Annotated in this window: 22 protein-coding genes and 1 pseudogene; 19 read left to right on the top strand and 4 right to left on the bottom strand. The window is 73.9% G+C overall.

Annotation, left to right across the window (positions count from 1 at the left end; genetic code table 11):
• Positions 1 to 169 precede the first annotated feature (169 nt).
• The 10 genes and pseudogenes from nadD (at position 170) to ABZW14_RS29875 (ending at position 9,635) form a co-directional block, all read left to right on the top strand.
• On the top strand, positions 170 to 766 hold the full coding sequence (gene nadD / locus ABZW14_RS29920; RefSeq protein ID WP_154228203.1) for a nicotinate-nucleotide adenylyltransferase: 597 nt from the start codon (positions 170 to 172) through the stop codon (positions 764 to 766).
• 109 nt (positions 767 to 875) lie between these two features.
• Positions 876 to 1,280: a ribosome silencing factor gene (rsfS, locus tag ABZW14_RS29915; RefSeq protein ID WP_030503099.1), complete on the top strand. Its 405-nt coding sequence runs from the start codon at positions 876 to 878 to the stop codon at positions 1,278 to 1,280.
• A complete protein-coding gene (locus ABZW14_RS29910; protein ID WP_355353008.1) occupies positions 1,277 to 1,906 on the top strand; it encodes a histidine phosphatase family protein in 630 nt (209 codons plus the stop codon). Before rsfS ends, ABZW14_RS29910 begins: the two co-directional genes overlap by 4 nt.
• Before the next feature lie 48 nt (positions 1,907 to 1,954).
• Positions 1,955 to 2,806: a DegV family protein gene (locus ABZW14_RS29905; protein ID WP_355353005.1), complete on the top strand. Its 852-nt coding sequence runs from the start codon at positions 1,955 to 1,957 to the stop codon at positions 2,804 to 2,806.
• Between the two features lie 88 nt (positions 2,807 to 2,894).
• A complete protein-coding gene (locus ABZW14_RS29900; RefSeq protein ID WP_355353002.1) occupies positions 2,895 to 3,671 on the top strand; it encodes an SDR family oxidoreductase in 777 nt (258 codons plus the stop codon).
• 101 nt (positions 3,672 to 3,772) lie between these two features.
• The gene (locus tag ABZW14_RS29895) at positions 3,773 to 4,495 is read left to right on the top strand and encodes an alpha/beta hydrolase (RefSeq protein WP_355352999.1); all 723 of its coding nucleotides are present in this window, start codon (positions 3,773 to 3,775) and stop codon (positions 4,493 to 4,495) included.
• Between the two features lie 510 nt (positions 4,496 to 5,005).
• Positions 5,006 to 5,647, top strand: a pseudogene (locus ABZW14_RS29890) (ComEA family DNA-binding protein); the annotation flags it as partial.
• 50 nt (positions 5,648 to 5,697) lie between these two features.
• Positions 5,698 to 8,049 (top strand): ComEC/Rec2 family competence protein, encoded by a 2,352-nt coding sequence (locus ABZW14_RS29885; protein ID WP_355353028.1) that lies wholly within the window; start codon positions 5,698 to 5,700, stop codon positions 8,047 to 8,049.
• Between the two features lie 147 nt (positions 8,050 to 8,196).
• Positions 8,197 to 9,177, top strand: coding sequence for a DNA polymerase III subunit delta (holA, locus tag ABZW14_RS29880; protein WP_355352996.1), 981 nt, complete (start codon positions 8,197 to 8,199; stop codon positions 9,175 to 9,177).
• Positions 9,174 to 9,635, top strand: coding sequence for a hypothetical protein (locus ABZW14_RS29875; RefSeq protein WP_355352993.1), 462 nt, complete (start codon positions 9,174 to 9,176; stop codon positions 9,633 to 9,635). The genes holA and ABZW14_RS29875 overlap by 4 nt, the downstream gene beginning before the upstream one ends.
• A gap of 124 nt (positions 9,636 to 9,759) precedes the next feature.
• Here the strand turns inward: ABZW14_RS29875 and rpsT are convergent, their stop codons facing one another.
• Positions 9,760 to 10,026, bottom strand: a complete 267-nt coding sequence (rpsT, locus tag ABZW14_RS29870) for a 30S ribosomal protein S20 (protein WP_355352990.1) — start codon at positions 10,024 to 10,026, stop codon at positions 9,760 to 9,762.
• Positions 10,027 to 10,169: 143 nt separating this feature from the next.
• A complete protein-coding gene (locus tag ABZW14_RS29865; protein ID WP_355353025.1) occupies positions 10,170 to 11,084 on the bottom strand; it encodes an aminoglycoside phosphotransferase family protein in 915 nt (304 codons plus the stop codon).
• Between the two features lie 118 nt (positions 11,085 to 11,202).
• Between ABZW14_RS29865 and ABZW14_RS29860 the strand changes: the two genes are divergently transcribed.
• From ABZW14_RS29860 to ABZW14_RS29825, 8 genes are all read left to right on the top strand, one after another.
• On the top strand, positions 11,203 to 11,739 hold the full coding sequence (locus ABZW14_RS29860) for a DUF4240 domain-containing protein (protein WP_355352987.1): 537 nt from the start codon (positions 11,203 to 11,205) through the stop codon (positions 11,737 to 11,739).
• Between the two features lie 107 nt (positions 11,740 to 11,846).
• Positions 11,847 to 13,724: a translation elongation factor 4 gene (gene lepA, locus ABZW14_RS29855; protein ID WP_355352984.1), complete on the top strand. Its 1,878-nt coding sequence runs from the start codon at positions 11,847 to 11,849 to the stop codon at positions 13,722 to 13,724.
• A 242-nt stretch (positions 13,725 to 13,966) separates the two neighbouring features.
• Positions 13,967 to 14,254: a GlsB/YeaQ/YmgE family stress response membrane protein gene (locus ABZW14_RS29850; RefSeq protein ID WP_355352981.1), complete on the top strand. Its 288-nt coding sequence runs from the start codon at positions 13,967 to 13,969 to the stop codon at positions 14,252 to 14,254.
• A 262-nt stretch (positions 14,255 to 14,516) separates the two neighbouring features.
• Entirely contained in the window at positions 14,517 to 14,801 is a 285-nt protein-coding gene (locus ABZW14_RS29845; protein ID WP_091269914.1) for a GlsB/YeaQ/YmgE family stress response membrane protein, read from the top strand.
• A gap of 220 nt (positions 14,802 to 15,021) precedes the next feature.
• The gene (locus tag ABZW14_RS29840; RefSeq protein WP_355352978.1) at positions 15,022 to 16,314 is read left to right on the top strand and encodes a sugar ABC transporter substrate-binding protein; all 1,293 of its coding nucleotides are present in this window, start codon (positions 15,022 to 15,024) and stop codon (positions 16,312 to 16,314) included.
• Positions 16,311 to 17,297, top strand: coding sequence for a sugar ABC transporter permease (locus tag ABZW14_RS29835; RefSeq protein ID WP_355352975.1), 987 nt, complete (start codon positions 16,311 to 16,313; stop codon positions 17,295 to 17,297). Before ABZW14_RS29840 ends, ABZW14_RS29835 begins: the two co-directional genes overlap by 4 nt.
• Positions 17,294 to 18,124, top strand: coding sequence for a carbohydrate ABC transporter permease (locus tag ABZW14_RS29830; protein ID WP_355352972.1), 831 nt, complete (start codon positions 17,294 to 17,296; stop codon positions 18,122 to 18,124). The genes ABZW14_RS29835 and ABZW14_RS29830 overlap by 4 nt, the downstream gene beginning before the upstream one ends.
• 67 nt (positions 18,125 to 18,191) lie before the next feature.
• Positions 18,192 to 18,833 carry an MOSC domain-containing protein gene (locus tag ABZW14_RS29825; RefSeq protein ID WP_355352969.1) on the top strand — a complete coding sequence of 214 codons (642 nt, stop codon included), beginning with the start codon at positions 18,192 to 18,194 and terminating at the stop codon, positions 18,831 to 18,833.
• Positions 18,834 to 18,841: 8 nt separating this feature from the next.
• Here the strand turns inward: ABZW14_RS29825 and ABZW14_RS29820 are convergent, their stop codons facing one another.
• A complete protein-coding gene (locus ABZW14_RS29820; RefSeq protein ID WP_355352966.1) occupies positions 18,842 to 19,702 on the bottom strand; it encodes a hypothetical protein in 861 nt (286 codons plus the stop codon).
• Positions 19,703 to 19,819: 117 nt separating this feature from the next.
• Positions 19,820 to 20,605, bottom strand: a complete 786-nt coding sequence (locus tag ABZW14_RS29815) for an enoyl-CoA hydratase-related protein (RefSeq protein ID WP_355352963.1) — start codon at positions 20,603 to 20,605, stop codon at positions 19,820 to 19,822.
• Positions 20,606 to 20,624: 19 nt separating this feature from the next.
• Between ABZW14_RS29815 and hemW the strand changes: the two genes are divergently transcribed.
• On the top strand, positions 20,625 to 21,848 hold the full coding sequence (gene hemW / locus ABZW14_RS29810; protein WP_355352960.1) for a radical SAM family heme chaperone HemW: 1,224 nt from the start codon (positions 20,625 to 20,627) through the stop codon (positions 21,846 to 21,848).
• Positions 21,849 to 21,860: the final 12 nt, after the last annotated feature.

Below are 21,860 nucleotides of genomic sequence, written 5' to 3'. Positions count from 1 at the left end.
ACCACCCACCCCCCCCCCCCCCCCTCCCCCTGGGCCCCCGCCGCGGGGGGGCCGCCGCGCGCCCCCCCCCCGGGTCCGCGCGCGGGGGGGGGCCCCCCCCCCCCCGCGGCCCGTGGGACGGCCGGCGGCCCCGCCGGACCGCCGGAGGGCCCCGGCCTACGATCGCGGGGTGGAGGAAGACATCCGGCGAATCGGGATCATGGGCGGCACGTTCGATCCCATCCACCACGGGCACCTGGTGGCCGCCAGCGAGGTGGCGGACCGGTTCGGCCTGGACGAGGTGGTCTTCGTGCCCACCGGGCAGCCGTGGCAGAAGGCCGACGAACCGGTCAGCTCGGCCGAGGACCGCTACCTCATGACGGTGATCGCCACCGCCTCCAACCCCCGCTTCCAGGTCAGCCGGGTCGACATCGACCGGGGCGGCCCCACCTACACGGTCGACACCCTCCAGGACCTGCACGACGAGTACGGCCCGAAGGTGCAGCTCTTCTTCATCACCGGCGCCGACGCCCTGGAGCGCATCCTGTCCTGGAAGGAGGTGGACCGGATGTTCGAGCTGGCCCACTTCATCGGGGTGACCCGGCCCGGCTTCGAACTGTCCGACAAGCACCTGCCCGCCGACACGGTCAGCCTCGTGCAGGTCCCGGCCATGGCGATCTCCTCGACCGACTGCCGCGCCCGGGTGGCCCGGGGTGAGCCGGTCTGGTACCTGGTGCCCGACGGTGTGGTGCAGTACATCGCCAAACGGCGGCTCTACCAGCGGTGATTCCGCCCGCAATGTGGCCTTTGTCCGCGTAATCGACCAGAACTCACAAGTCCCTGCCCGGCCGGGTGTGAGAGGCTTGGAGGGTCGCACGGTTGATCGAAGGAGAACGGTGACAGTTTCCGAACGCGCGCACGAGCTGGCGATGGCCGCCGCCCAGGCCGCGGCCGACAAGAAGGCGCAGGACATCGTCATCATCGACGTGGGCGACCAGCTCGCGATCACCGACGCGTTCCTGCTGGCCGCCGCTCCGAACGAGCGTCAGGTGCTCGCCATCGTCGACGCCATCGAGGAGCGCCTGCTGGAGCTGCCGGAGAAGGCGAAGCCGGTCCGCCGCGAGGGCGAGCGGGGCGGTCGCTGGGTGCTGCTCGACTACGTCGACATCGTGGTCCACGTGCAGCACACCGAGGAGCGCGAGTTCTACGCCCTCGACCGGCTCTGGAAGGACTGCCCGCAGATCCCGTTCGTCGACCGGGACCTCGCCGACTCGGCCGCCGGCACCGCCACCGCGGAATGACCCGCCTGATCATCTGGCGGCACGGCAACACCGACTGGAACGCCACCGGCCGGGTCCAGGGGCAGACCGACGTGCCGCTCAACGACCTCGGCCGGGAGCAGGCCCGCGCGGCCGCACCGGTGCTGGCCGCGCTGCGCCCGGACGCCATCGTCGCCAGTGATCTGCGCCGGGCCGCCGACACCGCGGCCGCGCTCGCCGCGCTGACCGGGCTGCCGGTCCGCACCGACGTCCGGCTGCGCGAGCGGCACTTCGGCCAGTGGCAGGGCCTCGCCCTCACCGAGGCCGCCGAGCGCTTCCCCGACGAGTTCGCCCGCTGGCGGGCCGGCGACCCCGACCCCGGCGCGGGCATCGAGAGCCTCCACGACCTGGGCAAGCGGCTCGGCGCCGCGTTCCAGGAGGCGGCGGACCTCGCCACCGGCGGCACCGTCGTGGTGACCACCCACGGAGGCGGCGCCCGGCAGGGCGTCGGCCACCTGCTCGGCTGGGACCACACGGTGCTGCGCAGCCTCGGGTCGCTGGCCAACTGCCACTGGACCGAGCTGCGCCACGACGACGTCCGGGGCTGGCACCTGCGCGCGCACAACGTCGGGCTCATCACGCAGCCCGCGCTGACCGACGCGGTCTGAGCCGTTCGGCCCCGGCGCGCCGCCGTGACATCGGCTAGCGTGCCGGGCATGCCCGTCGCGGTCGTCACCGACTCCACCGCCTACCTGCCGCCCGAACTGGTGCGCGCGCACCAGCTCACCGTCGTCCCGCTGACCGTCGTCCTCAACGGCGCCGAGGGGCTGGAGGGCGTCGAGACGTTCCCGGAGGACGCCACCCGGATGCTCAGCGGCCGGCGGGTCACGGTGAGCACGTCGCGGCCGGCGCCGGAGCAGTTCGCGCAGGTCTACCGGGAACTGCTCGCCGGCGGCGCCGACGGCGTCGTCTCGGTACACCTCTCCGCCGAACTCTCCGGCACCGTCGAGGCGGCCCGGCTGGCCGCCGCCGAGGTCGGCGACGACCGGGTCACGGTGGTCGACAGCCGCTCCGCCGGCATGGGCCTGGGCTTCCCGGTGCTCGCCGCCGCCGCGGCCGCCGCCGGGGGCGCGGACCTGTCCGGGGTACGCGAGGCGGCACTCGACGCCGTCGACCGGACCACCATCTTCTTCTACGTCGACACGCTGGAGTTCCTGCGCCGCGGCGGCCGGATCAACGCGGCCGAGGCGCTGCTCGGCACGGCCCTCTCGGTCAAGCCGATCATGCACATGCCGGACGGCGCGATCGTGGTGCGGGACAAGGTCCGCACCGCCAGCCGGGGCGTGGCGCGCCTCGTCGACCTGGCGGTCGAGGCGGCCGGCGACGCCGAGGTCGACCTGGCCGTGCACCACCTCGCCGCCCCGCAGCGCGCCGACCAGTTGCTGGCGGCGCTGACCGAGCGGCTGGGCGACCGGTTGCACGACACGTACGTCTCCGAGGCGGGCGCGGTGGTCGCCGCGCACGCGGGGCCCGGCCTGGCCTGCGTGGTCATCCACCGGCGCCCATGACCGCGGTGGCCAGGTTTTTCCGATCTTGGCGAGTGTCCGTTCGTGGCGAACGACAACTCGCCGAGACCGCCGGGACCCGGGTGCTCGGATGAGCGCATTGTCCTACGTGGTCACCGGCGGTGGGCGCGGCGTCGGGCGGGCCATCGTCGAGCGGCTGGTGGCCGGCGGCGGCACCGTGGTCGTGATCGAGCGGGACCAGGGTGCGCTGGACTGGTTGGCCGGGCACCCGGCCGCCGACCGGCTGCGTCCGATGGCCGGCGATGCCGCCGACGAGGAGGTCGCCGGGCGGGCCGCCGAGGTCGCCGAGACGGTCGCGCCGCTGGCCGGCTGGGTCAACAACGCCGCCGTGTTCCGGGACGCCGCCCTGCACCACGCGCCGGCGGGGGAGGTGTTCGACCTGATCGCCGCCAACCTGCGCCCCGCCGTGGTCGGCGCCGGCACCGCCGTACGCCGGTTCCTGGCCGCCGGCACCGGCGGCGCCATCGTCAACGTCTCCTCCCACCAGGCCCGCCGTGCCGTGCCGGGCGCCCTGCCGTACGCCACCGCCAAGGCCGCCGTCGAGGGGCTGACCCGGGCTCTCGCGGTGGACTACGGCGGCCGGGGGATCCGCACCAACGCGGTCGCGCTCGGTTCGGTGCACACCGAGCGGCACGCCGCGTTCCTGGCCGGCCTCGACCCCGGCGAGGCGGACCGGGTCGAGGCGGAACTGGCCCGCCTGCACCCGATGGGCCGGATCGGGCGTGCCGGGGAGGTCGCGCAGGTGGTCGCCTTCCTGCTGTCGGCCGGAGCGTCCTTCGTCAACGGCGTGACCCTGCCGGTCGACGGGGGCCGCGCGGCACTCGGCCTGGACCCGGAGGCGCGGTAGACGGCACGGGGTCGCGCGGCACTCGGCCTGGACCCGGAAGCACGGTAGACGGCACGGGGGCTGGCGGTGCCGGGCCCGGGCCGGGAGGCAGACTGAGCACTGTGGCTCGTCCCGCGATCGTCCTCGTGCACGGCACCCGCTTCGCCCGCGGCCAGTGGCAGCCGCAACTGCCCGCCCTCGCCGCCGACTTCCCGGTCGCGGCCGTCGACCTGCCCGGACACGGCCACCGCACGGCCGAACCCTGGAACCTCGACCGGGCCGCCGACATCGTGGCCGAGGCGGTCGGCGACCTCGACGCCGGCCCGGCCCTGGTGGTGGGGCACTCCCTCGGCGGGTACGCCTCGCTGCACTTCGCCCGCCGGCACCCGGACCTGCTGGCCGGGCTCGTGCTGATGGGCGCCAGCCTGGCCACCACCGGCCCGCAGACCGTGCCGTACCGGTTGCTGGCGTCGCTGATCGCCCGCCTGCCGGCCGCCCGGCTCACCCGCTGGAACGACCGGCTGCTGCGCCGGCTCTACCCGCCCGAGGTGGTCGACGCCACCATCGCCGACGGGTACGCCTTCCACACCCTCCCGGTCGCCTGGCGCGACCTCATGGGCCGGTTCGACGCGTCGAGCCTGGCGGCGGTGCGAGCCCCGGTGCGCATCCTCAACGGGGAGCGGGACCGGCTGTTCCGCTCGGGGGAGCGGGAGTTCGCCCGGGCCCGTCCCGGCACCCGGATCGAGTTGATCCCGGGCGCCGGGCACCTCGCCAACTTCGACGCTCCGGCAGCGGTCACCGACGCCGTACGCCGCTTCGCCCGGGAACTGTCCCCGGCCCGCTGACGGCGCGGTACCGACGCCACACGCCACCGATCGGGAGCTGTCACCGGCGCGCTAGCACAGTCGGCCGATGATCAGCGGGCCGTCCACAGGGCGGCTCGCCGTCCACAGGAGGGCTCTGCGGTCCGGCCCGGCCGCCCTGCTCGGCCGTAGCTTCCCACCGTGCCAGACGACGAGGAGACGACGGTACGGCGGCGGTTGTCCCGGCTCTTCGAGCCGGTCGACGCTCTCGCCTCGCCCGGGAGCGCCCCGATGCCGGCGGCCCTCCGGCCAGATGGGGAACCCGACCCGGACCTGCCGTGGCCCGGGCCGGCCTCCTTTCCTGGTTCGCCATCCCGGCCCGGGTTCCGGGGTCCGGTGCCAGGGCGCGCCTCCGGCTCCGCGCCGGCGCCGGATCGGCTGGACCCGGAAACCGGAGCCGGCGAGAGGTGGCCGTCGGCGAGCCCGACCGACGACACGCCAGCGACCGCGGCCGACGATCCGGGTGGGAGGCCGCGTTCGCTGGCGTCCCGGCTGCCCGGTCCGGGCGCCTTCGATCCCGGCCGGCGCGGCGTGCGGGCCCTCGCCGTGGTGGCCGCCGTGGTGGTCCTGGTCGCCGGGCTCTGGGCCTGGCGCTCGCGGCCGCACGCCGAGCCGGTCCGCCCGGTCGCCGCCGTCAGCGCACCGGAGACCTCCGAGCCCGCGCCCACCGGCTCCACCGGTCAGGTGGTCGTCGCGCTGGGGGGCAAGGTCCGTCGGCCCGGCCTCGTCCGCCTCCCGGCCGGTGCGCGGGTCGCCGACGCCATCGAGGCGGCCGGCGGGGCCCTGCCCGGCGTCGACGTCGCCCTGCTCAACCCGGCCCGCAAGGTCACCGACGGCGAGCTGATCCTCGTCGGCGTCACCGCCGCGCCCGGCCAGGCCGCCCCCGCCGGGCCGGCGACCGGCGGTGGCGGACCTGCGGCCGGTGGCGCCGCGCCGGGAGGCGGCCCGGTCAACCTGAACACGGCCACCCTGGCCCAGCTCGACGCCCTGCCCGGGGTGGGTCCGGTGCTCGCGCAGCGGATCCTCGACCACCGCGAGCAGCACGGCGGCTTCCGGTCGGTCTCCGACCTGCGCCAGGTCGACGGCATCGGCGACGCCCGCTACGAGCAGCTCAAGGACCTGGTGACGGTGTGAACACCGGCGAGCCGGCCCGCGATGTCGACGACAGCGAGACCGGCGGGGGAGTGCCCGACCTGCGGCTGGCCGGGCTGGCCGTGGCCGCCTGGCTCGCCGCGCTGGCCGGCCTGCACACCACCGCGACGGCCGGCGCCACGCTGGCCGCCGTCGCCGCCGGCCTGGCGCTTCTCACCGGCGCTCACCTGTGCGGCCTGCTGGGCCGCCCGGCCGCCCCGGTCCGCCGCTACGGCTGGATCGCGGTCGCCGTGCTGCTCGGGGTGGTCTGCGGCGCGACCGCCACCGCCGCCCGCGTCGCGGTCCGCGACGCCGGCCCGGTGCGGGCGCTCCTCGCCGAACGGGCCCTGGTCACCGCCGACCTGGTGCTGCGCGACGACCCCCGTCCGATCCGGGGCGTGGCCGGCCGCCCGGCCACCCTGCTGGTCCGCGCCGACCTGATCCGCCTCACCGACCCCGCCGGCCGGCAGGTCACCGGCACGGTCCGCGGCCTGGTTCTGGCGACCGATCCGGCGTGGCGCGCGCTGCTGCCGGGACAGCGGGCGACGGCCCGGGGTCGGCTGTCGGCCCCGCGGGGCGGGGACCTCACGGCCGCCGTGCTCTCGGCCACCGGGCCACCGGCGCGGCACGGTCCGGCCCCGTGGCCGCAACGGGCGGCCGGCGCGCTGCGAGCCGGGCTGCAACGGGCGTGCGCGCCGCTGCCCGACGAGCCGGGTGGCCTGCTGCCCGGCCTCGTGGTGGGGGACACCAGCCGGCTGCCGCCCGAGGTGGAGGAGGACTTCCGGGCCACCGGCATGACGCATCTCAACGCCGTGTCGGGGTCCAACGTGGCCATCGTCGTCGGGGCGGTGCTGCTGCTCGCCCGTTGGGCGCGGGCCGGTCCGCGGACGGCCGCCGCGCTGTGCGTACTGGCCCTGGTCGGGTTCGTGATCCTGGTGCGGCCCTCGCCCAGCGTGGTCCGGGCCGCCGCCATGGGGGCGATCGGGTTGGCCGCGCTCGCCACCGGGCGGTCCCGGGCCGCGCTGCCCGCCCTGGCCGCCGCGGTGACCGTGCTGGTGCTGGTCGACCCGGAGCTGGCCGGGGACCCGGGGTTCGCGCTGTCGGTCTGTGCCACCGGCGGGTTGCTGCTGCTCGCCCCCGGCTGGCGGGACGCGCTGCGCCGGCGGGGCGTACCGCCCGGGTTGGCTGAGGCGCTCGCGGTTCCGGCTGCCGCGCAGCTCGCCTGCGGCCCGGTGATCGCCGGTATCTCGGGGACGGTGAGCCTGGTCGCGGTGCCGGCGAACCTGCTGGCCGTGCCGGTGGTCGCACCCGCCACCGTGCTGGGCGTGACGGCGGCGGTGCTGTCGCCGGTCTGGCCGGCCGGTGCCGAGTTCGCCGCCTGGCTGGCGAGCTGGCCGGCCCGCTGGCTCGTGGCGGTGGCCGCGCAGGGTGCCCGGCTGCCCGCCGGGACGCTGCCCTGGCCGGGCGGGGTGACCGGCGCCCTGCTGCTGGCTGCCGTCAGCGTGGCGCTGCTCGTGGCCGTGCGGCGGCCGGTCATCCGACGGCTGGTCACCGTCGTCGTGGTCGCGGTGGTGCTCGGCACGCTGCCCGTCCGGCTGCTCGCGGCCGGTTGGCCACCACGGGGCTGGGTGGTCGTGGCGTGCGCGGTGGGGCAGGGGGACGCAGTGGTGCTGCCGGTCGCGGCCGGCCGGGCGGTGGTGGTCGACGCCGGTCCGGATCCGTCCGGCGTGGACGGGTGCCTGCGCCGGCTCGGCGTACGCGAGGTGTCCCTGCTGGTGGTCAGCCACTTCCACGTCGACCATGTGGGCGGGATCGCCGGGGTGTTCCGGGGCCGGCGGGTGGCGGCGGTGGCGACCCCGCAGTGGTCCGAGCCGCCCTACGGTGTCGCCCAGGTACGCGACGCGGCGCGCCGGGGCGGGAGCGTGCTGGCGCCGGTGCCGGCCGGCTGGCGCTGGCGGGCCGGGGCGGTGGAGCTGGTCGCCATCGGGCCGCCGTACCCGCTGCGCGGCAGCCGGTCGGACCCGAACAACAACTCGCTGGTGCTGGCCGCCACGGTGGGCGGGGTGCGGATCCTGCTGCCCGGCGACGCCGAGACCGAGGAGCAGCGGGCGTTGCTGGAAACGGTGCCGGCCGCCGTCATCCGGGCCGACGTGCTGAAGGTCGCCCACCACGGGTCGGCGTACCAGGATCCGGAGTTCCTCGCCGCGGTCCGCCCGGCGGTCGCGCTGGTCTGCGTCGGCGCCGACAACGACTACGGGCATCCCAACCCGGGTCTGCTGGCGCGGCTGACCCGGGCGGGCGCCCGGGTGCTGCGCACCGACACCGACGGCGATGTCGCCGCCGTCCGCAGCGGCGCCGGGCTGGCCGTGGTGGCCCGCGGGACCGGCCCGGGGCGGCGGCGGTGAGAGCGGTTCGGACGGCGCCCCGGCGATCGAGGGGGCTTGTTGGGATAGTTGGTAGATCGGCGCGAATGTCGGGATTTGCGCTGACTGCGGGCTGCGGCGTCACAGTCCTCGATGAGCAGGCACGATCCGGTCGGGGGCCGTGCGAATATGGGCGGCGTGACCCCCGCCAGCCTGCCCCCTATTCTGCTCGTTCTCGGCGACGAGGAGCTGCTCGCCACGCGAGCCGTCTCCGAAGCCGTCGCCCGGGCCCGCAGCGTCGACCCCGACGTGGACGTCCGGGAGTACCAGGCGGGCTCGCTGATGGTCGGGGAGATCGCCGAGATGCTCAGCCCGTCGCTGTTCGGCGGGCGGCGGGTGCTCGTGCTCCGCGCCGGCCAGGACGCCCGCAAGGACCTGGTCACCGCCCTGCTGGGCTACGCGAAGAACCCGGACCCGGACGTGCAGCTCGTGGTGCTGCACCTGGGCGCGGCCAAGGGCAAGGCGTTCGCCGACGGTCTGCGGGCGGCGGGCGCCACGGTGGTACCGGCGGCGAAGCTCAAGGGCCACCGGGAGCGGGTCGCCTTCGTCCGGGACGAGATCCGCCGCCTCGGCGGGAAGTGCACGGAGGACGCGGCCGAGACGCTGATCGCGGCGGTCGGCACCGACCTGCGGGAGCTGGCCGCCGCCTGCTCGCAGCTCGTGGCCGACACCGACGGGCGGATCGGGGCGGACACGGTGTCCCGCTACTACCGGGGGCGGGTGGAGGTGTCCGGCTTCACCGTGGCCGACGCGACGATGGTCGGCGACGTTCCGGGGGCGCTGGAGGCGCTGCGCTGGGCCCTGCACGTCGGTGTCGACCCGGTGCCGATCGCCGACGCGCTCGCCGACGGGGTGCGGACCGTGGCCCGGGTCGCGTCGGCCGGGCGGGGCAGCCCCTACCAGCTGGCCAGCAGCCTGGGCATGCCGGCGTGGAAGATCGAGCGGGCCCAGCGGCAGGGCCGGGGCTGGACGCCGGAGGGTCTGGTGGAGGCCATGCGGGCGACCGCCGAGTGCAACGCCGCGGTCAAGGGCGGCGCCGACGACCGGGCGTACGCGCTGGAGCGGGCCGTGTTCTCCGTGGCCGCGGCGCGGCAGGGTGGCGGCCGGTGACCCGAACGTGGTCGACGGTCCCCACGGGCGAGGAGCGCTACCGGCCGCTCTACGCCCGGGTCCTCGGACTGCGTTTCGTCAACCCCGGCGGGGTGCTCTGCTTCCTCTTCTTCGAGGGCGCCGTGGCGCTGGCCGTGCTGCTCGCCCTCGCCGAGCTGGTGACCTGGTGGGCGGTGCTGCTGCTGCCGGCGGCGGTGGCGGCCATGGTGAAGCTGAACGACATGGTCGCCGAGATCGTGATCCGCAGCGCGGCGCAGGTGCCGGAGCAGGAGCGGGACCGCTTCCGCCGGCAGATGGAGCCGGTGGTCGGCCGGGCCAGCGTGCCGTCCACGGCCCGGGCGCTGCCGGGCGGGGTGACGCTGGCCGGCGACCCGACGCTGCGGGCGGCCCGCCCCGTCGACCCGTCCGGGCAGGTCGGACGCCCGTCGGCCCCGATCCGGCCCGACCCCTACCGCTGACCGCGGGAGTGGGCCGCCACTGACCGCGGGAGTGGGCCGCCGCAGGAGCGGGCGCCGGAGAACGCAGACAGCCGGAAGCCCCGGGGCGTACCCCCGGGGCTTCCGGTCAGGTCTGAGGCGCTCGTCAGGCCGAGAACGAGGCGACGCGCTTGGCGATCGCCGACTTCCGGTTGGCCGCCTGGTTGGCGTGGATGACACCCTTGCTGGCAGCCTTGTCCAGCTTGCGGGTGGCCTCACGCATCAGGGTGGTGGCCTTCTCGGTGTCGCCCGCCTCGGCAGCCTCGTGGAACTTCCGAACGGCGGTCTTCAGCGACGACTTGACCGACTTGTTACGCAGCCGGCGCTTCTCGTTCTGCCGGTTGCGCTTGATCTGGGACTTGATGTTCGCCACGCGACAGCCTCGTCTTGATAGCTCGGGTTGGTCTGCATTCGCGCACGACGAGCATGCGTCATCGCCGCGCGAAAAGCCAGGTTACCAGGTCACCCCTGGACGAGCCAAAACGCCTCGGTCGCCCCGGGCGGGCCAGGGCGGGATCACGCCCAGCCCTGGCGGGTGGCGAGCCAGGCCAGGGCCTGTTCGCCGCTCCAGCGCTGGTGCGCCCGGAGGTGCGGGGAGGCGGTGGACGGGACCGCGGCGGCGCCGGTGAGGAAGTAGCCGGAGAGTGCGGCGAGGGTCACGTCCAGTGCGTCGGCGGGGGCGCCCGCCGCGGCCGGGTGGCCGGCGAAGGCCGCGTCCGCGTCGAGGCCGCTGGCGTACCCGGTGATCAGCAGGGTCACCAGGTCGAACCAGGCCGGCCCGTGGCAGAGCCAGTTCCAGTCGCAGATCCAGGCCCGGCCGACGGCGTCCAGCAGCAGGTTGTCCACCCGCAGGTCGCAGTGGGCCAGGCCGGGCGCGGCGGCGGCGTAGCCGGGGAGACGGGACTCCAGCGCGGCCAGCTCGGGCAGCGGGGCCCAGGGCGGCAGCGCCGGCGCCGGTTCGCGGCCGGCGACCACCTCGCCCCACCAGAGGATGTCGTCCCGGGCCAGGTCGGCGAGGCGCGGGAGCCCGAGCGCGGCGAGCTCCGCGGGCGGCGCGGCGAGCGCGGCCGCCACCTGGGCGTACGCGGTGAGGGCGGCGTCCAGCTCGGCCGCGTCCCAGGGCAGCCGGGGCGTGTGCCCGTCGACCGCGTCCAGGGCGAGCGCGTACCAGCCGGCCTGGGTGAGCGCCCAGCGCGGGCGGGGGACCGGCAGGCCGGCGGGGAGATGGGCCAGGACGGCGGCCTCGTGGGCGTACCAGTCGACCAGGTGCCGCTGCTCGGCCAGGGCCGCCCCCTTCACGAACACCGGCTCGCCGGCCGAGCCGTGGAGCACGGCGGCGAAGCCGCGGGTGAAGCCCGCCCCGGCCGGGCGGACCGTCACCGGGGCGCCGCCGAGCCGGTCGGCCAGCGCGTCGCGCAGCCCGGCCGGCAGCTCGGCCCACGCCGGCGGTCGGCTGTCGCCTCGTACGGCACTGGGGGCAGGGAAATCGCGCGCACCCGCCCATGCTGCCGCACCGGGACGTCGGTGTGCTCTGCCAGACTGCGAGGCCATGAGGACCGACGAGTTCTGGCAGTTGATCGACAGCGCCCGGGCCGGGGGCGGGGGCGAGGCCGCGGCGGTCGCCGCCCGCGCGGTCGCCCTGCTCGCCGAGCGGGACCCGGAGGAGATCGTCGGGTACGCCCACCACCAGCAGCGGGTGCTCGCCGCCTCCTACAAGGTCGACCTCTGGGGCGCGGCCTACCTGATCAACGGGGGCGCCTCGGACGACGGCTTCGAATACTTCCGGGGCTGGCTCATGACGCAGGGCCGGGCGGTGTTCGCCCGGGCGGTCGGCGACCCGGATTCCCTCGCGGAGCTGCCGCAGGTGCGGGCCGCCGCCCTCAGCGGCGAGGAGTTCGAGTGCGAGGACATGCTGGCGGTGCCCTGGGAGGCCTACCGGAAGGCCACCGCGGCCGAGTTGCCGGCGGACCGGGACCCGGTCCGGGCGCCGGATCTGAACGACTTCTGGGACTTCGACGACGAGGACGAGGCACGGCGGCGCCTGCCGAAGCTCGCCGCCCTCTTCGTCGAGCCGCCCGAGGAGTGACCGGAGGAGTGCCGGGGGAGCACCGGCGCGCCCCGGGCGACGTGGGAGCATAGAGGGGGCCGGCGGCGCGCCGGCCCGCTCACGTCAGCCGACCAGAACGGACCGCTGTGCCACCGACGCTCGATCCCGGCGCGAACGCTCCTGGTGCCACCGACCCGGCGCGCATCAGGAACTTCTGCATCATCGCTCACATCGACCACGGGAAGTCGACCCTGGCCGACCGGATGCTGCAGCTCACCGGCGTGGTCGACCCTCGGCAGATGCGCGCCCAGTACCTCGACCGGATGGACATCGAGCGCGAGCGCGGCATCACCATCAAGAGCCAGGCCGTGCGGATGCCGTGGACGATCCGCGAGGGCGACCGGGCCGGCGAGACCGCCGTCCTCAACATGATCGACACCCCGGGCCACGTCGACTTCACCTACGAGGTGTCCCGGTCCCTGGCGGCCTGCGAGGGCGCCATCCTGCTGGTCGACGCCGCCCAGGGCATCGAGGCGCAGACGCTGGCCAACCTCTACCTGGCGCTCGAGAACGACCTGCACATCATCCCGGTGCTCAACAAGATCGACCTGCCGGCCGCCCAGCCGGAGAAGTACGCCGAGGAGCTGGCCCACCTGATCGGCGGTGACCCGGCGGACTGCATCAAGGTCTCCGGCAAGACCGGTGAGGGCGTGCCGCACCTGCTCGACGAGATCGTCCGGCAGTTCGTGCCGCCCGTGGGCAAGGCCGACGCCCCCGCCCGCGCCATGATCTTCGACTCGGTCTACGACGTCTACCGCGGCGTGGTCACCTACGTCCGGGTCGTCGACGGGAAGATCAGCGCGCGGGACCGGATCAAGATGATGTCCACCGGCGCCGTCCACGAGCTGCTGGAGATCGGCGTCATCTCCCCGGAGATGGTCAAGGCCGACGCGCTCGGCGTCGGCGAGGTGGGCTACCTGATCACCGGCGTGAAGGACGTCCGCCAGTCCCGGGTCGGCGATACGGTCACCATCAACGCCAACCCGGCCAAGGAGGCGCTCGGCGGCTACAAGGACCCGAAGCCGATGGTCTACTCGGGCCTCTACCCGATCGACGGGTCCGACTACCCCAACCTCCGCGAGGCGCTGGACAAGCTCAAGCTGAACGACGCCGCCCTGGTCTACGAGCCGGAGACGTCGGGCGCGCTCGGCTTCGGCTTCCGCTGCGGCTTCCTCGGCCTGCTGCACCTGGAGATCATCCGGGAGCGGCTGGAGCGCGAGTTCAACCTCGACCTCATCTCCACGGCGCCGAACGTGGTCTACCGGGCCATCCAGGAGGACGGCCAGGAGATCGTGGTGACCAACCCGAGCGAGTACCCGACCGGCAAGATCGCCGAGGTGTACGAGCCGACGGTGCGGGCCACCGTGCTCACCCCGAACGACTACGTAGGCGCGGTGATGGAGCTGTGCCAGGGCCGGCGGGGCAGCCTGCTCGGCATGGACTACCTCTCCGCCGACCGGGTGGAGCTGCGGTACACGCTGCCGCTGGCCGAGATCATCTTCGACTTCTTCGACCAGCTCAAGAGCCGCACCAAGGGCTACGCCTCACTGGACTACGAGCCGTCCGGCGAGCAGGCGTCCGACCTCGTGAAGGTCGACATCCTGCTGCACGGCGAGCCGGTGGACGCGTTCAGCGCGATCGTGCACAAGGACAAGGCCTACACCTACGGCACGACGATCGCGGCGAAGCTGCGCACACTGATCCCACGCCAGCAGTTCGAGGTGCCGATCCAGGCCGCCATCGGCAGCCGGGTGATCGCCCGGGAGACGATCCGCGCCATCCGCAAGGACGTGCTCGCCAAGTGCTACGGCGGTGACATCAGCCGGAAGCGCAAGCTGCTGGAGAAGCAGAAGGAGGGCAAGAAGCGGATGAAGATGGTGGGCCGGGTGGAGGTCCCCCAGGAGGCCTTCATCGCCGCGCTCTCCTCCGACTCCGGCGACGGCAAGGCCCCCGGTAAGAAGTAGCCCCAGTCGGTCGGAACGGCCGGTGTCCCGCTCGCCCGGGGTGCCGGCCGTTTCGCGTACCCGATGAAGATTTTTCCTCGCCGGCCGGAACCGCTCCCACCTGCGTGATCACCGGCGGGCGGGCGCGTGCCCGGCGGGCGGCGCGGGAAGTGGGGCGGTTTGGGTTTTCGGCGGGTCGGGCACTTACCGGTCACGACAGGAACCACACAGACCGTGTGAAACTTCTTAGAAGGAGAAGGACCGTGGATCTCACCGTCTGGGGCATCATCACCGCGCTCGTCGTTGGTCTGATCGTCGGCGCGCTGGGCCGCCTGGTCGTTCCGGGCCGCCAGAACATGCCGATTTGGCTGCACATGCTGATCGGCGTCGGCGCCGCGCTGCTGGGCACCGTCCTGGCCCGCGCCATGGGCATCGCCACCGAGACCGCCGGTATCGACTGGATGGAGCTGCTGGTCCAGGTCGTGCTGGCCGCCATCGCCGTGGCCCTGGTGGCCGGCGTGGGTCGCCGCCGCAGCGTCTCGCGCTACTGACGCACCTCGCCACGCGCCTCAGCGGGCGCCCGACCGGCCGGTCGGGCGCCCGCTGGCGTTTGCGCATTGAACGCGGTCAGGCTGCCAATGGTCGGACGGCCGCTTTCCGTGCGCCCGAATAAGGCAAAGAAAGCCCAGCTCAGAGCCGTTGCGCGTAATTCGTCACCGGAGTCGGTTTGGATTTTCGGCGGGTCGGGAACTTAGCGGTCACGACAGGAACCACACGACATCGTGTGACTCATTCAAGAGAAGGAGGGCGACCGTGGAGCTCACCGTTTGGGGCATCATCACCGCGCTCATCGTTGGTCTGATCGTCGGCGCTCTGGGCCGCCTGGTCGTCCCGGGCCGCCAGAACATGCCGATGTGGCTGCACATGCTGATCGGCGTCGGCGCCGCGCTGCTGGGCACGATCGTCGCCCGGGCCTCGGGCTTCGCCGACACCGCCGGCATCGACTGGCGGGAGCTGCTGCTGCAGGTCCTGTTCGCCGCCATCGGCGTGGCGCTGGTGGCCGGTGTGGGTCGCCGCCGCGGCGTCTCGCGCTACTGACCCCCGGCACCGAAACGCTGCAGCGGGCGCCCGACCGACCGGTCGGGCGCCCGCTTCCATCTCCCTGAGCTGCCCGGACGGCACCCCTGCCGTCCGGGCCTTCGGCTGTTGTACGGTCGCCACGGCCGCCCGCCGCGACTACCCCCTGTTGTAAAGGAAATTTTCCTACTAAGGTGCGGCGGAGAAGGTTAGTGCCAAACGGCCCCGAGGGAGATATGGCGTGAACAGGTGGAAGCGGCTGGCCCCGGTCACCGCCATCGTGGCCTCGGCCGCGATGGTGCTGTCCGGGTGCGGTGGCTCCGGCGACGACGACAAGGCCGCGGACAACAGCAAGCTGACGGTCTGGATGATGGGTGAGGGCGGCGACGCCCAGACCAAGTTCCTCGACGGCGTCGAGGCGGAGTTCAAGAAGAAGCACCCCGAGACCGACGTCGTGGTGCAGTACATCCCCTGGCTCGAGGCGCCGAAGAAGTTCCAGGCCGCCCTCGCCGGCGGGGAGGGCCCGGACGTCACCGAGCTGGGCAACACCGAGACCCAGGGCTGGGCGGCGCAGGAGGCCCTCGCCGACGTCACGGAGAAGTTCAACGGCTGGTCCGAGGGCAAGGACATCCTTCCCGACCTGGTGAAGAACGCCCAGCTCGACGGCAAGCAGTACGGCGTCCCGTGGTACGCCGGCGTGCGCGCCATCTACTACCGCACCGACTGGTTCGCCGAGGCGGGCGTGAAGCCGCCGACCACCTGGGACGAGCTGGTCACCGCCGCGAAGACCGTCCAGGCCAAGAAGCCGGGCACCTACGGCATCGCCCTGCCCGGCAACTCCGAGCTGCCGTTCTACTCGTTCCTCTGGGCGGCCGGCGCGGAGATCGCCACCAAGGACGGCGACAGCTGGAAGTCCGGCTACAACACGCCGGAGGCGCAGAAGGCCGTCAAGTTCTGGACCGACCTGGTGACCGTGCACAAGGTGGCCCCGCCGGCCGCCGCCGCCTGGAACGAGGTCGACGCCCGCACCCAGTTCGCGACCGGCAAGGCCGCCATGGCGTTCGCCGGTAGCTGGCAGGGCGGCGCGATGAAGAAGGACAACCCGGACATCGAGAAGGTGTGGGGCACGTTCCCCATCCCCGGTCCGGACGGCAAGGCCGCGCCGGCCTTCGCCGGCGGTTCCGACATCGCCCTCTGGAAGGACAGCAAGCGGCAGGCTCTCGCCTGGGACTACCTGACCGTGCTGCTGAGCAAGCAGAAGGACCAGGAGTTCGCCAGCAGCCTCGGCTTCTTCCCGGTCTACAAGGACCTGGTCAGCGGCGGCAACTACGCCAACGACAAGGTGATGGCGGCGTTCGCCACCGCCATGCAGAACACCAAGCTGACCCCGCTCACCCCGAAGTGGGTGGAGGTGAGCCGGACCAAGACGGTGACCCAGGCCATGAACAGCTCGGTCATCAAGGGCCAGAAGACGGTCGAGAAGGCCACCGCCGACGCGGCCACCGAGATGGAAAGCATCCTCAACGCCAAGTGACCACGCTGACCGAGGCCACCGGCGAAGCCGTCGCGCGGGAGACCCCCGCGCGGCGGCGCCGCCGTGTGGACCGCCTCCCGTACCTGTTGCTCCTGCCCTGCCTGGCGATCATCGCGGTGCTGCTGCTCTGGCCGCTCGGCCAGGTCGTGATGATGTCCTTCTACAAGCTGGACAGCGTCCGGCAGCTGCGGGGGGACCGCGAGTGGCCGTGGGTGGGCCTGGCCAACTACGCGCAGATCCTCGGCGACCCGTTCTTCCGGACGGTGCTGCGCAACACCGTGCTCTTCGCCGTGGCCAACGTGGTGCTCACGATGATCCTCGGCACCCTGGTCGGGCTGCTGCTCAACAAGCTCGGCAAGAAGATGGCCACGTTCGTGGCGAGCTGCGTGATGCTGGCCTGGGCCACCCCGGCGCTGACCGGCACCATCGTCTGGAAGTGGATCTTCGACGACACCAGCGGCCTGGTGACCTGGCTGTTCAACAAGCTTCCGGACGGGCTCTCCACGGCCGTGTTCGGGCGTAGCGACTGGACCGGCTACGGCTGGTTCAACGATCCGCTGCTGTTCTTCGGCATCCTGACCCTCGTGGTGGTCTGGCACTCGTTCCCGTTCATCGCGGTCAGCGTGCTGGCCGGGCTGAAAAGCGTGCCGAGCGAGCTCCAGGAGGCCGCCCGGGTGGACGGCGCCGGCCCGTGGCGGGTCTTCTGGTCGGTGACCTTCCCGATGCTGCGGCCGGTCTTCGGCATCCTCGTGGTGCTCTCCACGATCTGGGACTTCAAGGTCTTCACCCAGCAGTTCGTGCTGGCCGGCGGCACCCAGGACCGGTCGACGTTCATGCTGTCGATCTACTCGTACGCGGAGGCGTTCTCGCCGCCGCCGAAGTACGGCCTGGGCTCCGCGATCGCCGTCATCCTCACCCTGATCCTGCTGGTGGTGACCGGCGTGTACGTCCGTATGGTGCTCCGGCAGGAGGACGAGTCGTGAAGAAGATCGCCCTCAACGGGGCCGGCCTGCTGGTCGCGCTCTTCGCGGCCTTCCCGGTCTACTGGATGGTCGCCACCTCGCTGAAGCCCAACAAGGAGATCTTCTCGGCCACGCCGCGCCCCGTGCCGGCGGAGCCGACCCTGGAGCACTACCGGGAGATCCTCACCGGCAACCTGATCCCGGGCGTGACCTTCACGGACTTCTTCCTCAACAGCGCGCTGGTCGCGGTGGCCACCGTGCTGCTGAGCGGACTGGTCGCGCTGCTCGCCGCGACGGCGGTGGCCCGGTTCCGCTTCAAGCTGCGCACCACCTTCCTGATCCTGCTGCTGGTGGTGCAGATGATCCCGCTGGAGGCGCTGGTCATCCCGCTGTTCCTGATGATCCAGCGGCTCGGGCTCTACAACACCCTGCCCAGCCTGATCCTGACCTACCTCGGCTTCTCGCTGCCGTTCGCGGTCTGGATGCTGCGCGGCTTCGTGGCCGCGGTGCCCAAGGAACTGGAGGAGGCGGCGGCGATCGACGGGGCCAGCCGGGCCCAGACCTTCCGCAAGGTGCTCTTCCCGCTGGTCGCCCCCGGCCTGGTGGCCACCAGCATCTTCTCCTTCATCACCGCCTGGAACGAGCTGATCTTCGCGTTGACCTTCATCAACGACCAGCACAAGTACACGCTTCCGGTGGCCATGACGTTCTTCTTCGGGCGGGACGACACCGCCTGGGGCTCGGTGATGGCCGCCTCGACGCTGTTCACGCTGCCGGTGGTCGTCTTCTTCCTGCTGGTCCAGCGCCGGATGGTCTCCGGCCTGGTCGCCGGGGCGGTCAAGGGCTGAGCGGTCCACCCGGCGCCGGGCGGAACCCGTTTCCCGGCGCCCGGTGGCGGCCCCTAGGCTGACCGCCATGACGGGCAGGCTGGCGGCGGTGAACATCGGCGGGGTGACCGAGGCGGCATGGGCGGGCGACCCGAGCGGCCGCAGCGGCATCGACAAGCGGCCGGTCGACGGCCGGGTGGCGATCCGGTTCGGCGGGGTCACCGGTGACTTCATCGGCGAGCGGGCCCACCACGGCGGCCCCGACCAGGCGGTCTACGCGTACGCCGAGGAGGACGCCGGCTGGTGGGCCGGCGAGCTGGGCCGGGCGCTGCGGCCGGGCGCCTTCGGCGAGAACCTCACCACCTGGGCGGTGGACGTCACCGGCGCCGTGATCGGCGAGTGCTGGGCGGTGGGCTCCGCCGTCCTCCAGGTCACCAAGCCACGTACGCCGTGCCGCACCTTCGCCGGCTTCTGGGGCATGCCCGACCTGATCAAGCGGTTCACCGAGCACCGGGCGCCCGGGGCGTACCTGCGGGTGCTGCGCGAGGGCGACGTGGGCGCGGGCGATCCCGTCGAGGTGGTCGACCGGCCGGCGCACGGTGTGACGATCGGCGAGGTGTTCCGGGCGACCACGCTGGAGCCGGAGCTGCTGCCGCGCCTGCTCGACGTGCCGGACCTGCCGGAGTCGCTGCAGGCGAAGGTGCGCCGCCGGCTGGGGCGGGTCGCCTGACCGACGGGTCAGGCCGCGGCGAAGACCTCGGCCAGCACCTGGGTCGCGGGATCGCCCTTCACCCGGGCCCAGGTGCCCTGCTCGGCCGTCCACTCCAGGCCGCCGAAGCGGACCCGCTTCACCCCGTGGTCGTCGGCGTGGGAGACCAGCCAGTGGGCGTACCGCCAGCCGTTGCGGGTGTCGGCGGCCGGCACGGTCAGCCCGGTCAGGTCGGTGCCCGAGTTCAGCTCCGGGAGACCCCAGTCCAGGGCCAGGCTCTGCATCAGGGCGCTGGCGGCGGCCGGGCCGCGCATCGTCGGCGTCGGGCCGACCGTGCACGCCACCGCCCCGGTCGCGTTGCCGAGCAGGGCCCGGGTGAGCACCTGCGACTCGTCCGCCCACTTCTCGTACGCCTCGGGGTAGGCCGACCGCTGCACCCGCTGGGCGGCCTCGGTGACCCGCAGCTTCTCCCAGCCCTTGACCTTCTTCAGCGCGGCGTAGAACTTCGTCGCCGCGTAGCGCGGGTCGCGGATCTCCTCGGGGGTGCCCCAGCCCTGGCTCGGGCGCTGCTGGAACAGGCCGAGCGAGTCCCGGTCGCCATGCGCGATGTTGCGCAGGTGTGACTCCTGGTAGGCCGTCGCCAGCGCCACGACCACGGCCCGCTCAGGCATCTTGCGCTGCACGCCGATCGCCGCGATGGTGGCCGCGTTGGCCATCTGGTCGGCGCTGAGCACGACCTCGCCGTCGGCCTGGACGGTGCAGGTCCGGCTCGCCGTCGGCAGCCGCAGGTGGTGCCCGAACTGCTTCGCGACGAACCACACGCCGAGCAGGGCCAGCACCGCCACCACCACACCCGATGCCACGATCGCCGCTCGCGCTCGCACCCGCACCCCCTGTCCCGACAGCCCGCCAAGCGTACGTCGTTCACTCCCGTGTCCGGGTCGGCCGACCGGACGGCTCCCGCTGCGTCACCGCCCCGGCACGCGCCGCTTCCGGGGGCCCCGACCTCAGTCTCCGGCGGGCACCCAGGCCGCGGGCCGCTTCTCCCGGAACGCGAGTACGCCCTCCCGGCCCTCCTCGGAGAGGAAGTACCCGGTCGAGAGGGTCGCCAACTCGGCGATCTCGGCCCGCAGGTCGGTGGCGGCCGGCCGCCGCAGCAGCTCCTTGGCCCCGGCGAGGGCCTTCGGGGCGCCCTTCACGAGCGAGGCGCAGTAGCGCTCCACCGCGGCGTCCAGCCCGTCCGCCGGCACGGCCGCGGTGACCAGGCCGATCTCGGCGGCCCGCCGGCCGTCGAAGGTGTCGCCGGTCAGGTACAGCTCGGCGGCGGCCCGGGGGTGCAGCCGCGGCAGCACGGTCGCTGAGATCACCGCGGGGATCACCCCGATCCGGACCTCGGTGAAGGCGAACGTGGCCTCCTCGGCGCAGACCGCCAGGTCCGCGGCGGCGATCAGGCCCAGCCCGCCGGCCCGCGCCGGCCCGGCCACCCTCGCGAGCACCGGCTTCGGGCACTCCCGCACCGCGACCAGCACGTCGCCCAGCATCCCGGCCGGCACCGACCCGCTGGCGTACGCGGCGGCGGTCTCCTTCAGGTCGGCGCCGGAGCAGAACACCGGGCCGGTGTGGTCCAGCACGATCGCCCGGACCGCGTCGTCGGCCACCGCCGCGGCCAGCCCGGCCAGCAGCTCGGTCATCAGCGGGGTGGAGAGCGCGTTGCGGTTGTGCGGGCTGTCCAGGGTGAGGGTGGTCACCCCACGGGCCGTGGCGACCCGCACGAGAGCGTCCGGAGAGGTCATGCCGGGCACACTAGTGGCCATGCCCGGCGTCCTTCCAGAAGGCGAACCCATCCCGCGCGACGGGGCGCTGCCCGCTGCCGCCCGCCGCGCCGTCGGCGCGCGCGGCTTCGGCGTGTACGTGCACGTCCCGTTCTGCGCCAGCCGGTGCGGCTACTGCGACTTCAACACCTACACGGCGGCCGAGCTGGGCGGCGGTGCCAGCCGCGAGACCTACGCCGACACCGTGCTGGCCGAGCTGGCCCTCGCCGGCCGGGTGCTCGGCGACTCCCCGCCGCCCCGGGTCGACACCGTCTTCGTGGGCGGGGGCACCCCCACCCTGCTCGCGGCCGACGACCTGGCCCGGATCCTCGACGGCATCGACCGGACCTGGGGGCTGGCCGCCGACGCCGAGGTGACCACCGAGGCCAACCCCGAGACGGTCACCCCGGAGTCGCTCAAGACGCTGCGGGCCGCCGGCTACACCCGGATCTCGCTGGGCATGCAGTCCGCGGCCCCCGGGGTGCTGGCGATCCTCGACCGGCAGCACAGCGCCGGCCGGGCCACCGCCGCCGCGCTGGAGGCGCGGGACGCCGGGTTCGACCACGTGAACCTGGATCTGATCTACGGCACCCCGGGGGAGAGCGCCGAGGACTTCGCCGCCTCGCTGGACCAGGTGGTCGCGGCGGGGGTGGACCACGTCAGCGCGTACGCCCTGATCGTGGAGGACGGCACCCGGCTGGCCGCGCGGATGCGCCGCGGCGAGCTGCCGTACCCCAGCGACGACGTGGCGGCGGACCGCTACCTCGCGGCGGAGGCGGCCCTCGGCGCGGCCGGCTTCTCCTGGTACGAGGTCTCCAACTGGGCCCGCTCCGACGCGGCCCGGTGCCGGCACAACCTGCTCTACTGGACCGGTGCCGACTGGTGGGGCCTGGGCCCGGGGGCGCACAGCCATGTCGGCGGGGTGCGCTGGTGGAACGTGAAGCACCCGACCGCGTACGCCCAGCGGCTGGCCGCCGGGGAGTCCCCGGGCCTGGCCCGGGAGGTGCTCACGCCGGACGAGGCGCACATGGAGGACGTGATGCTGCGGCTGCGGCTCGCCACGGGTCTGCCCCTGTCCGGGCTCGACGAGGCGGGCCGGGCGGGCGCCGAACGGGCTCGCGCCGACGGCCTGCTGGACCCCGGGGCGTACGCCGCGGGACGGGCGGTGCTCACCCTGCGCGGCCGGCTGCTCGCTGACGCGGTCGTGCGCGACCTGCTGCCCTGACCGGACCGGCCG

It is taken from the genome of Micromonospora sp. NPDC004551, assembly GCF_040609975.1.
Lineage (GTDB): Bacteria > Actinomycetota > Actinomycetes > Mycobacteriales > Micromonosporaceae > Micromonospora.
Note: the sequence above shows the minus strand (reverse complement) of the source record. Positions and strands in the feature narration are given on the sequence as shown.

Bases quoted from the DNA above. Each gene is read 5' to 3' on its own strand.
- ABZW14_RS29910 (WP_355353008.1), top strand. From the start codon at position 1,277: ATGACCCGCCTGATCATCTGGCGGCACGGCAACACCGACTGGAACGCC.
- ABZW14_RS29905 (WP_355353005.1), top strand. From the start codon at position 1,955: ATGCCCGTCGCGGTCGTCACCGACTCCACCGCCTACCTGCCGCCCGAA.
- ABZW14_RS29900 (WP_355353002.1), top strand. From the start codon at position 2,895: ATGAGCGCATTGTCCTACGTGGTCACCGGCGGTGGGCGCGGCGTCGGG.
- holA (WP_355352996.1), top strand. From the start codon at position 8,197: ATGGGCGGCGTGACCCCCGCCAGCCTGCCCCCTATTCTGCTCGTTCTC.
- ABZW14_RS29860 (WP_355352987.1), top strand. From the start codon at position 11,203: ATGAGGACCGACGAGTTCTGGCAGTTGATCGACAGCGCCCGGGCCGGG.
- ABZW14_RS29825 (WP_355352969.1), top strand. From the start codon at position 18,192: ATGACGGGCAGGCTGGCGGCGGTGAACATCGGCGGGGTGACCGAGGCG.
- ABZW14_RS29815 (WP_355352963.1), bottom strand. From the start codon at position 20,605: ATGACCTCTCCGGACGCTCTCGTGCGGGTCGCCACGGCCCGTGGGGTG.
- hemW (WP_355352960.1), top strand. From the start codon at position 20,625: ATGCCCGGCGTCCTTCCAGAAGGCGAACCCATCCCGCGCGACGGGGCG.